Below are 11,942 nucleotides of genomic sequence, written 5' to 3' on the forward strand. Positions count from 1 at the left end.
GAAAAAACCACTTTCTTTTAAAAAGCCCGTGAGCGAATCTATGTGCCCAAATAGCATGCAACCCCGAATAGGTTAATATCACTTCAATATAACTTCTTGCTGCAGGATCTTGTTCAAATATGGCTTCAATGTCTTCCTTTAACAACTTTAGCATCATCTCACCCCAATTCCGCTATTCCTCTATCTACTCATTGATTGTATAAAAAAACGCCCCTATGTCAAATGACACAGAGACGTATATACGCGGTTCCACTCTGTTTGGATCAAAAAACGATCCCAACTCTTCTCTCATAACGTGAAAGTACCCGCTTTTGCCTACTTACTTTAGCAGCATTCAACAAAAGACTCAAAGGCGCACTTCAACAAGTTTTGTCATAGGTTACTTTCAGCCGGTGATAACCCTCTCTGATATGCAATGAACTTGCCTACTCTTCCTTCTCAACGATATCCATATTTGATTATTCTATCATATGGGCAAAATAGAAATTTGTTAACTATAAATGCTTTCTAGACGAGCTAAAACTGTTTCTTTCCCTAAAAGAGAAATAGCTTTTGGAAGCTCAGGACCGTGTGTTTCGCCTGTTGTTGCTACACGAATTGGCATAAATAGTTTTTTACCTTTTTGACCTGTTGCTTTTTGTACAGCTTTTGTTGCTGCCTTAATTTCATCAGCACTGAATTCTTCTAAGGAAGAAATTTCTTCAGCAAATGCTTTTAACACTTCCGGTACTTGCTCTTCAGCAAGCACTGCTTTTGCTTCTTCACTGTAATCAATTTCTTTCTTAAAGAACATTTCAGTAAGTTCAACAATCTCAGCGCCAAAGCTCATTTGTTCTTGGTATAGAGCGACTAAGTCACGTACCCATTGTTCTGTTTCTGCATCGCGCGTTTCTTCAACTTTTCCAGCTTTCACTAAGTGAGGAACTGATAAAGCTACTACCTCGTCTAAATCCAATTGTTTCATGTATTGGTTGTTCATCCAACGTAATTTGCTTGTATCAAATAGTGCTGGAGATTTTGATAAACGAGCTGGGTCAAAAATTTCAATGAACTGTTCTTTAGAGAAGATTTCTTCTTCTCCCACAGGTGACCAGCCAAGCATTGTAATAAAATTAAACAGTGCTTCCGGCAAGTAGCCTAATTCTTTATATTGCTCAATAAACTGAATGATTGACTCATCACGTTTACTTAGCTTACGGCGATTTTCATTTACGATTAATGTCATATGACCAAATACAGGAGGCGTCCAGCCTAAAGCTTCATACACAAGAATTTGCTTCGGTGTATTAGAAATATGGTCATCTCCGCGTAGAACATGTGTCATCTTCATTAGATAATCATCAATGGCTACAGCGTAGTTATATGTTGGTGTACCGTCTTTTTTCACAATAACGAAATCACCAATGCCTTCAGATTCAAATGATACTTCATCTTTGACTATATCATTCCATTTAATTTCTGTGTTGCTAGGAACACGGAAGCGAATGCTTGGCTCACGGCCTTCTGCTTCTAGTTCAGCACGCTGTTCAGCTGTTAAGTTACGGCACTTACCTGAATAGCGCGGCATTTGACTGTTCGCCTGCTGTTCTTCACGCTCTTTTTCAAGCTCTTCTGACGTACAGTAACAGTGATAAGCTAATCCTTTTTCAAGAAGTTCTTCCGTATATTTTTGATAGATTTCCGTACGTTCAGACTGGCGATAAGGACCGTACTCGCCGCCTACGTCGATACTCTCATCCCATTCAATACCTAACCATTTTAAATAGCGCAGCTGACTTTCTTCTCCGCCTTCGATATTACGCTTTTGATCTGTATCTTCAATACGGATAATAAATTTACCGTTTTGATTTCGTGCAAATAAATAATTAAATAGTGCTGTTCTTGCATTCCCTATATGAAGATGTCCAGTTGGACTCGGGGCATAACGAACTCTTACTTCGCTTGACATAACTAAGATGACCTCCAATTTAATATTACTTATAGTATGTATTTATATGTTTTAGACATGTTCTAATTTTATCACCAAATAGGTATCTGTCAAAGTCAACTGTTTTTATTTTTGATAAACTAAAACGGCTGCTTGGGCGGCAATTCCTTCTTCACGTCCCGTAAAGCCTAACTTTTCTGTTGTTGTTGCCTTGACGTTAATTTGAGAAATGCTTGCTTCTAACAGCTGCGCAATACGCTCTCTCATTGGTTCAATGTAAGGAGCCATTTTAGGTTTTTGCGCGATAATTGTGCAATCTACATTGCTTAATTCATAGCCTTCATCTTTTAGCAGTTTCCATACGTGTTGAAGAAGCTTTGCTGAATCAGCATCTTTAAATTCAGGGTCTGTATCCGGAAAATGCTTTCCGATATCTCCCTTAGCCGCCGCTCCTAATAAGGCATCTGCGATTGTATGCAACAGCACATCTGCATCTGAGTGGCCTAATAATCCTTTTTCATACGGAATTTCTAAACCGCCGATGATTAAAGGTCTTCCTTCTGCAAATTCATGTACGTCGAAACCTTGTCCTACTCGAATGTTCATTTTTCCACTCCTTCAGTCTTGTTTAGCTTTGTTAATATAGCTTCTGCATATAACAAATCTTCTGGTGTTGTTAGTTTTATATTATCGTAATTTCCCTCTACAATCGATACTTTTTGCCCCGCTTTTTCTACTAAGCTTGCATCATCGGTGCCTAAGTATTCATTTGTTTTTGCTTTTTCGTGTGCATCCATTACTACATCAAAAAGAAAAGCCTGCGGCGTTTGAATAGCCCACAAGCTAGAGCGCTCAACTGTTTCAATGACAGTACCCTGTTCCACACGCTTAATTGTGTCTTTTACTGGAACAGCCAGCACAGCAGCCTTATCACTAGCAGCTTTTTCTACTAACTCATGGATTGTGTTTTGTTGAACAAATGGACGAGCACCATCATGAATTAATACCATCTGAGCCTGCTTTAAACTTTTAAGGCCGTTATAAACGCTATGTTGACGTTCATCGCCTCCAACTGTCAATGATTGAACCTTTTGAATTGGATATTCGATTAATAACTCTTCAAAAATCTCCACTTCTTTTTCGTTTACAACTAGTACAATTCCACTGCACCAAGGATCTTGTTCGAATTTTTGCAGCGTATGAATGATAAGCGGAACGTTTTGAATAGTTAAAAATTGTTTGTTCCGCCCCGCTTTCATTCGCTTCCCCTGACCTGCAGCTAACACGATAATTTCATACTTCATAGGTATACTCCCTTTACCTGTTACGTCACAGTGCTTTTTCTAATAACTTGGGTTTCGCAAAAATCATACGGCCTGCTGAGGTTTGGAGTACGCTCGTCACCAGTACATCAATTTGCTTTCCAATATAATTTCTTCCTTCTTCTACCACGATCATTGTACCGTCATCAAGATAGGCAATACCTTGATTGTGCTCTTTACCGTCTTTTATAACCAATACGTTCATTTCTTCTCCTGGAAGTACAATTGGCTTGACGGCATTTGCTAAGTCATTGATATTTAAAACGCCAACATTTTGAAGTTCACATACTTTATTTAAATTAAAATCGTTTGTCACGACCAAACCGGAAGTTAGCTTTGCCAATTTAACCAGCTTGCTGTCTACTTCTTGAATGTCTTCGAAATCGCCTTCATAAATTTCTACCTTCATTGCCAGTTCTTTTTGAATACGGTTTAGAATATCTAGACCTCGTCTACCTCTGTTTCGTTTTAGAACATCCGACGAATCAGCAATATGCTGAAGTTCCTCAAGCACAAAGCGCGGAATAACAATCGTTCCGTCTAAAAATCCTGTTTGACAAATATCTGCGATACGGCCGTCAATAATAACGCTTGTATCTAAAATCTTAAGAGACTTTAATGATTCTTCGTTATCTGTTTCTTCTTCTTGTCCTTTTTTCTTCCCAATTCGAGCCGGCATCGAAAACACGCTTACAAGTTCATCACGTTTTTTAAACCCGACTTGAAACCCTAAGTAACCTAAAAGAATACTTAGAAAGATTGGTAAAATGGTACTTACTACTTGAAGTTGAATTCTGCCTAAAAAAGCTCCGACCAAGTAGGCCACAATAAGCCCTAAAATCAATCCTAAGCTCCCAAAAAGCACATCCGTTACAGGCGCCTTCAGTAACGCTTCTTCCACTCGGCGAATTAATTCAACTATATAATCAACAATCCAAAACGTGACAAGGAAAAACAAAATGGCTCCTAGTATTGCATCGACGTAAGGCTTTTCTAGAAATGCTACATCTTGCAGATTTAATAATTGAATAAGTTCAGGTATAAAAAAGACGCCCAATGTACCACCTGTAATAATAAAAAATAACTGTACAAAACGTTTTAACACGCCTTCACCTCCCTTTATCATTATAAACAGTTTACAATGATTGAAACCTGTTATTTAACCAAAAAACAGAATTTGTAAACAAACTGTCACTTTTTTTGTATTTTCACAATATCTTAATGAATCAAACATTTAATGTCAATTAATATCCTATAGCTGACGGTTTGTAAGATGCTGCTCTTTTAGTCTTTTTAGACCTTCTCTGATTTTCCGTGCTCGAATTTCACCGATGCCTTCTACCTCATCCAATTCTTCTACCGACGCATCTGCTATCGTTTTTAAATCCCCTAATTCATCAATGAGATTTTCAATAATAATCGATGGAAGTCTTGGAATTTTATGAAGCATTCGATACCCTCTAGGAATAACGCTGTCTTCAAAGCTTGTATACATGGGATATCCCATTAAGCGAAGAAGCGTTTGGTCATCGAGAAGAACATTATTTGACGGCTGCTGCATACGTTCAATTACTCGGTAAGGGTCAAAGCTGAGGTCATACATATAATCTTTGATTAATAAAGTTGCTTCTTCCTCTAAATGGGAAAGTAGTTCATTCATTTGGAGACGGATTAATCTTCCTTCTGTTCCTAACTCGCTAATATAGCTCAAAATTTCATTTTTAATACGCAGAACCATTTCTGTACGATGAAGCGACTGCAGCACGTCTGTATGAGTTACTTGCTCTTCAAACTCTAATGCACTGAGACTTGTAATCGATTCGTCTAATACCGCCTTGTACTTTTCAAGTGTTCCAAGCGCTTGATTCGCTTTTGCTAAAATAACGCTAATGTCTTTCAATACATACTGCAGAGACCCTTTGTAAAGCGTAATCACATTTCTTCTTTGTGAAATGGCTATTACCAATACACCTGACTGCTTAGCTACACGCTCTGCTGTACGGTGTCGCATTCCTGTCTGTGAAGAAGGAGTAGAGGGGTCTGGCATGAGCTGAGCATTAGCAAATAATATCTTGCTTCCGCTGTCATTTAAAATAAGCGCTCCATCCATTTTGGCTAACTCGTATAAATGCGCAGGTGTAAATGCACAATTAATCGAAAATCCTCCATCTACCATCTTTTTGACTTGTTCATTGTAGCCCATAACAATTAAGCCGCCCGTCTTTGCCCGCAAGACGTTATCGATACCGTCACGAATAGGGGTTCCTGGTGCTACAAACTGCAGAATTTCTGATATTTGTTTTTGACTAACTGTTGTTTTTTCTCCTTCCACTGCTTATCCTCCTAATGTATATTGCAGAGCCTCCGCTACTGTTGATACCCCAATCACATCAATACCATCTGGGACTTTCCATCCTCCTAAATTTTTCTCTGGGATAATAATTCGTTGGAACCCTAATTTTACCGCTTCTTGAACGCGCTGTTCAATTCTAGATACTCGGCGTACTTCACCTGTTAATCCTACCTCTCCTACAATAACATCCGTAGCGCTAGAAGCAGCATCTCTGAAGCTTGAAGCAATACTAACGGCTACAGCTAAATCAATTGCTGGTTCATCTAATTTCACTCCACCTGCTACTTTTAAATAAGCATCTTGATTCTGCAGCAGCATTCCTACACGCTTTTCTAAGACAGCCATGATAAGCGAAACACGATTATGATCTACTCCCGTCGCCATTCTTCTAGGGTTTCCAAAGCTCGTTGGACTGATTAGCGCCTGCAGCTCTACTAATACGGGTCTTGTCCCTTCCATTGAAGCGACAACAACCGATCCTGCTGCTCCCTGAGACCGTTCTTCTAGAAAGATTTCAGATGGATTCAATACTTCTTCTAGCCCACTTTCTTTCATTTCAAAAATGCCCATTTCATTTGTGGATCCAAATCGGTTCTTAACTGCTCTTAATATACGATACGTATGATGGCGCTCTCCTTCAAAATAAAGAACCGTATCCACCATATGTTCAAGAAGTCTTGGTCCTGCAATGGCCCCTTCTTTCGTTACATGACCCACAATAAAGATGGCAATTCCATTCGTTTTAGCAACACGCATTAGTTCAGCCGTACACTCTCGCACCTGTGAGACGCTTCCTGGCGCTGATGTGACATCAGCATGGTAAATGGTTTGAATTGAATCAATCACCACAAAATCAGGCTGCATGCTTGAGATGGCCTCTAGTATTAATTCTAAGTTTGTTTCTGCGTGAACATAAAGCTCTTCAGCTTTTACACCTAGCCTGTCCGCTCTTAACTTCGTTTGTTTGGTTGATTCCTCTCCGGAAATATATAGTACTTTATTTTGTTTCATTGCTAACTGCGCGGAGGTTTGCAAAAGTAAAGTAGACTTTCCGATACCCGGATCTCCCCCTATTAAAACGAGTGACCCTCTGACAATACCTCCTCCTAATACACGATTTAACTCTGCAGAAGGTGTGAAAATTCGTGGTTCTGTTGTAGATTCAATCGCTGTAATTGACTGAGGTTTTTGGACTTTAGAAGCAGTAGCTCCGGAAAAAGCTCCTCGGCGTGATGATTTCGTTTCTTCCATTTCTTCTACCATAGAATTCCAGCTTCCGCACCCGGGACATTTCCCCATCCATTTTGCTGATTCATATCCGCAATGCTGACATGCAAATTTTGTTTTTCGTTTCGCCATTATGTTATCAATCTCTCCGTTCATTCAATCGATTTCTATCTCTATTGTACACTATTTCCTAAGCTAAAATAAAAAGGGAGGCATACGTGTTTTTTCGTATGCCTCGTCTTGGTTTGAGTAAATTTAGCTGATGCTGCTTGGAGCGGAGGATTTAACAACAAATTCTCCTTTGTCTACATCTAGCGTCACTTTCTGACCTTTTTGAACAACCCCTTTTAGCAGCTCTTCAGATAAACGGTCTTCAATATGTTTTTGAATTGCTCTACGAAGTGGACGAGCACCGTATTCTGGATCAAAACCTTCCTCTGCAATCTTATCAATTGCCTCTTTTGTTAATTCAAGATCAATTTCTTGCTCTTTTAAGCGTCTTGTTAACTGATCCGCCATTAATTTAACGATTTCAGCTAAGTGAGGTTTCTCTAATGAATGGAAGACGATAATTTCATCGATACGGTTTAGGAACTCGGGACGGAACGCGCGCTTCATTTCCGCCATTACTTTTCCTTTCATATCTTTGTAGTCTTGCCCTTCCGCTTCTACTGTGAACCCTAAGTGCTTGCTTCGTTTTAATGTATCAGCACCTACGTTTGATGTCATAATTAAAATCGTATTACGGAAATCAACTGTACGGCCTTTTGAATCTGTTAAGCGTCCATCTTCTAACACTTGTAATAAAATGTTAAATACATCCGGATGCGCTTTTTCAATTTCGTCTAAAAGAACAACTGAGTAAGGTTTTCTTCTTACTTTTTCCGTTAACTGGCCGCCTTCTTCGTATCCAACATATCCCGGAGGTGAACCTACTAAGCGTGAAGTAGAATGTTTCTCCATGTACTCAGACATATCGATACGAATCATTGCATCTTCATCGCCGAAGATTGACTCCGCTAATGCACGTGCAAGCTCTGTTTTACCAACCCCTGTTGGTCCTAAGAAAATGAATGAACCAATTGGACGTTTTGGATCTTTCAAGCCTGCTCTAGCACGGCGCACAGCTTTTGCAACTGCTTTTACCGCTTCTTCTTGCCCAATTACACGAGAGTGAAGAATCTCTTCCATGTTCAGCAGTCTTTCTGTCTCTTCCTGTGCCAGTTTAGAGACCGGTACACCCGTCCAGCTAGATACCACCATCGCAATATCTTCTACGGTTACAGCTGAGTTTTCTTTACCTTGCTGCTCTTTCCAAATTTTCTTTGTGTCTTCTAATTCTTCGCGTAGGCGTTGCTCTGTATCGCGTAAAGATGCTGCTTTTTCAAATTCTTGACTTTGAACAGACGCATCTTTTTCATTGCGTACTGATTCTAATTTTTGCTCTAATTCCTTTAAATTTGGCGGCGTTGTAAATGAACGTAAACGCACTTTTGAACCAGCTTCATCAATTAAATCGATTGCTTTATCCGGTAAGAAACGATCGGAAATGTAGCGATCTGATAGTTTCACCGCTTGCTCGATTGCCTCATCAGAAATAGATACTCGGTGATGGGCTTCATAACGGTCACGAAGCCCTTTTAAGATTTGAATAGACTCTTCCAACGTTGGTTCATCCACTTGAATTGGCTGGAAGCGACGCTCTAACGCTGCATCTTTTTCAATGTACTTTCTGTATTCATCTAAAGTCGTAGCACCGATACACTGAAGTTCTCCACGAGCAAGAGACGGTTTTAAAATATTAGAAGCATCGATAGCACCTTCTGCACCACCAGCGCCAATTAATGTGTGTAACTCATCGATAAAGAGAATGATATTACCTGCTTGACGAATTTCATCCATTACTTTCTTCAGGCGATCTTCAAATTCTCCGCGGTATTTTGTACCAGCAACGACCGTTCCCATATCCAAAGTCATAACGCGTTTATCGCGTAAAATTTCTGGAACCTCATTGTTGACGATTTGCTGAGCCAAACCTTCAGCGATTGCCGTTTTACCGACACCTGGCTCCCCAATTAATACAGGATTGTTTTTTGTACGTCGGCTTAACACTTCAATAACACGCTGAATTTCTTTCCCACGTCCGATAACAGGGTCTAAGCTTCCTTCGCGCGCTACAACTGTTAAATCGCGTGCTAAGCTGTCTAGCGTAGGTGTATTAGCGTTTGAAGAGCCTCCGCCTTGATGACTTGAAGCAGCTTCATTGCTACCTAATAAATGAAGCACTTGCTGACGAGCTTTATTTAGGCTAACACCTAAATTATTTAAAACGCGTGCTGCAACGCCTTCACCTTCACGAATTAAGCCTAGTAAGATATGTTCTGTTCCTACATAAGAATGACCAAGCTTTCGGGCTTCATCCATTGAAAGTTCAATGACTTTTTTCGCTCGAGGTGTATAATGAATGGTCTGCGTTAATTCTTGGCCTCTGCCAATTAATGCTTCCACTTCTTTTTGAATTTTTTCAGTGCTTAGGCCTAGAGCAGAAAGAGCTTTTGCTGCAATTCCTTCACCTTCGCGAACGATACCTAATAAAATATGCTCCGTTCCAATGTTGTTGTGACCTAGGCGTAGTGCTTCTTCCTGTGCTAAAGCTAATACTTTTTGTGCGCGCTCTGTAAATCTACCAAACATCATATAATCGTCACCCTCCACGTTTAATTTGTGTTTTTATTTATAGTGAGACGTTCTCGAATTAAGGTGGCTCTTTTAATGTCACGTTCTTGAGGCTTTAGGGGACCTCCCGAATACTTTTGTAAAAAGCCTGGCTGCGTCATAATGATAAGTTCATTCAATATATTTTGACTCAGTCCTTTTATATACCCTAAATCGATTCCTAATCGAACATCTGATAAACATTGTGAAGCTTCTTTTGACTCAATAATACGGCTATTGGCCAATACTCCATATGAACGATACACTCGATCTTCTAACTCTACATGAGATGTTTTAAACAGCGCGTCTCTTGCAGAGTGCTCTTGTGTAATCAACTGCTGTACGACACTATTTAAATCTGCCACAATATCTTCTTCAGATTTCCCTAAGGTTATCTGATTAGAAATTTGAAAGATATTCCCTAAAGCTTCGCTACCTTCTCCATAAATTCCTCTCACCACTAAGCCAAGCTGGTTAATAGCGGGAATAATACGATGAATTTGACGGGTCATCACTAAAGCCGGCAGATGCATCATCACAGATGCACGTAGCCCAGTACCCACATTTGTGGGACAGCTGGTTAAATACCCTCTATTTTCATCAAACGCATAATCTACGTATTTCTCAATCCAATTATCTACTTTATTCGCTGTGCTTAAAGCTTCAGATAATTGAAGGCCTGGAAATAAACATTGTATGCGTAAATGATCTTCTTCATTAACCATAATACTCAAATCTTCTTTTTCTGATAAAAAACAAGCTCCGTTGTTATCTCCTTCAGCCAAGTTAGGACTGATAAGATGCTTTTCAACCAACACTTGCTTTTGAAGAGGCTGTAATTCGTTCATCTTTAGTAAATGCAAATTCCACTGATTGGTGTTTTCACTTTTTTGAAAAACTTGCTCGAATACTCGAACCACTTCAACTGCGTGTTCTTTAGAAAAGAGAGTTGGAAAAAGATAATGAGTTAAATTTCGAGCCAGCCTGATTCGACTGCTTAGAACAATATCTGAATTCGAAGCTTCTTGACGCATCCAAGAGCTAACAGGCTGGGAAAAGAACAAATCCTGGGACATGAATTACGCTTCCTCCTCTCTCGATTCGTTCATCTTCTTTTCTAGTAACCGAATGTGATCTCGGAGTTCAGCTGCTTTCTCAAACTCCTCTTTTTCGATATACTCTTTTAAGTTCAATCTTAATGCCTGTAATTCCTTTTTTAAATGAAGATTACTTGCAATTCTTGCTGGTATTTTTCCATGATGCAGATAATTACCTCCATGCAGCCTCTTCAGGAAAGGAATAAGAGGTCGCTCAAATGTTTTGTAGCAATCTGCACATCCAAACCTGCCGATTTTAGCAAATTTTTGATATGTCATGCCACAAGTAGGACAAGAAAGAACTTCCTGACTTTGTTGCTTATAATTTTCAGTTACTGCTGGATCTAGGTTAAGTAGGCCAGCTAGTAAGTTATTGATTGAAAAACCTTGCTGATTTGAAAAAGAAAATGCATCTCCATTTTCTGAAGCGCATTGTTCACATACATGCATCTCCGTCTTTTCACCATTAATGATTTTTGTGAAGTGAAGAGTTGCAGGTCTCGTTTCACATTGCTGACAAATCATCCTGTCATCACTCCCTGTTCTAAATAAAATAGATCATGAGCTTATCGGTAGCGTAATGAATTAAGCATTGCTTTTAAAAGATTAGCCCTTAGCTCATCACGATAAGGAAGTTCAATATTAATAACTGAACGATTGATAACACTCAACATAATTTTTGCTTCTCGTTCTGTGATGACTTTTTCTTCAACTAACCTAATAATGACGTTTTCAGCACTTACTTGTGAAATTTCATTTTGAATCATCTCAATTACTTGCTGAAACAAATCCGCTGCATCATGCATTTTTACTTTTGCAATACGAATAAAGCCGCCGCCGCCTCGCTTACTTTCTACAAGATAACCTCTCTCAACTGTAAAACGGGTATTGATAACGTAATTAATTTGCGACGGAACGCATTGAAATTTATCAGCAATCTCACTGCGCCTTATTTCAACAATTTCTCTTTCACTTAATTCAAGTACTTGTTTTAAATACTGTTCGATAATGTCAGAGATATTTGGCACGCTGCCCCCTCCTTCTGACTTTGACTATATTTGACCTTAATTTAAATATAAAAGGAAACGAAAAAATTTTCAACTATGTACTATTAAAGTTTATTCTTTACTTTTATCGTTGCCACTAAAATTTATTTCAAAACCTGCAAATCGTGAATTTTATTGTTCTTACTATACTTTTTCATAAAACAAATAAATTGTAAACAAAAAAGGACTAGCTAAAATAGCTAGTCCTTTTTCAGGTGCCTGGCAACGTCCTACTCTCACAGGGACAAAGTCCCA

General features: G+C 39.2%; 11 protein-coding genes and 1 other annotated feature. All 11 genes read right to left on the minus strand.

The genetic code is table 11. The annotated features are described in order from the left end of the window. Nucleotides 1-154 (minus strand): serine O-acetyltransferase (locus tag ACFX4G_RS27935; protein ID WP_377578313.1); only part of this gene is annotated, 154 nt, incomplete at its 3' end. A 72-nt stretch (nucleotides 155-226) separates the two neighbouring features. Next, nucleotides 227-451, minus strand: a binding site (T-box leader). A 39-nt stretch (nucleotides 452-490) separates the two neighbouring features. Next, nucleotides 491-1,948, minus strand: a complete 1,458-nt coding sequence (gltX, locus tag ACFX4G_RS27940; RefSeq protein WP_028412658.1) for a glutamate--tRNA ligase — start codon at nucleotides 1,946-1,948, stop codon at nucleotides 491-493. A gap of 105 nt (nucleotides 1,949-2,053) precedes the next feature. Next, nucleotides 2,054-2,533 (minus strand): 2-C-methyl-D-erythritol 2,4-cyclodiphosphate synthase, encoded by a 480-nt coding sequence (gene ispF / locus ACFX4G_RS27945; RefSeq protein WP_013054903.1) that lies wholly within the window; start codon nucleotides 2,531-2,533, stop codon nucleotides 2,054-2,056. Continuing rightward, nucleotides 2,530-3,231 (minus strand): 2-C-methyl-D-erythritol 4-phosphate cytidylyltransferase, encoded by a 702-nt coding sequence (gene ispD / locus ACFX4G_RS27950; RefSeq protein WP_097825354.1) that lies wholly within the window; start codon nucleotides 3,229-3,231, stop codon nucleotides 2,530-2,532. The genes ispF and ispD overlap by 4 nt, the downstream gene beginning before the upstream one ends. 25 nt (nucleotides 3,232-3,256) lie before the next feature. Next, nucleotides 3,257-4,354 (minus strand): PIN/TRAM domain-containing protein, encoded by a 1,098-nt coding sequence (locus tag ACFX4G_RS27955; protein WP_013054901.1) that lies wholly within the window; start codon nucleotides 4,352-4,354, stop codon nucleotides 3,257-3,259. Nucleotides 4,355-4,501: 147 nt separating this feature from the next. Continuing rightward, complete coding sequence (gene disA / locus ACFX4G_RS27960; RefSeq protein WP_013054900.1) at nucleotides 4,502-5,581, minus strand: DNA integrity scanning diadenylate cyclase DisA; 1,080 nt, start codon at nucleotides 5,579-5,581, stop codon at nucleotides 4,502-4,504. Between the two features lie 3 nt (nucleotides 5,582-5,584). Further along, nucleotides 5,585-6,961: a DNA repair protein RadA gene (radA, locus tag ACFX4G_RS27965; RefSeq protein WP_013054899.1), complete on the minus strand. Its 1,377-nt coding sequence runs from the start codon at nucleotides 6,959-6,961 to the stop codon at nucleotides 5,585-5,587. Nucleotides 6,962-7,084: 123 nt separating this feature from the next. Further along, nucleotides 7,085-9,526: an ATP-dependent protease ATP-binding subunit ClpC gene (gene clpC / locus ACFX4G_RS27970; RefSeq protein WP_043982721.1), complete on the minus strand. Its 2,442-nt coding sequence runs from the start codon at nucleotides 9,524-9,526 to the stop codon at nucleotides 7,085-7,087. A gap of 20 nt (nucleotides 9,527-9,546) precedes the next feature. Beyond that, entirely contained in the window at nucleotides 9,547-10,620 is a 1,074-nt protein-coding gene (gene mcsB, locus ACFX4G_RS27975; RefSeq protein ID WP_097825356.1) for a protein-arginine kinase McsB, read from the minus strand. A 3-nt stretch (nucleotides 10,621-10,623) separates the two neighbouring features. Continuing rightward, nucleotides 10,624-11,166, minus strand: a complete 543-nt coding sequence (gene mcsA / locus ACFX4G_RS27980) for a protein-arginine kinase activator protein McsA (RefSeq protein ID WP_025753183.1) — start codon at nucleotides 11,164-11,166, stop codon at nucleotides 10,624-10,626. A 41-nt stretch (nucleotides 11,167-11,207) separates the two neighbouring features. Next, a complete protein-coding gene (locus ACFX4G_RS27985) occupies nucleotides 11,208-11,669 on the minus strand; it encodes a CtsR family transcriptional regulator (protein WP_013054895.1) in 462 nt (153 codons plus the stop codon). Nucleotides 11,670-11,942: the final 273 nt, after the last annotated feature.

The sequence above is a fragment of the Priestia sp. YIM B13486 genome, from assembly GCF_042787865.1.
Classification (GTDB): Bacteria; Bacillota; Bacilli; order Bacillales; family Bacillaceae_H; genus Priestia; species Priestia megaterium.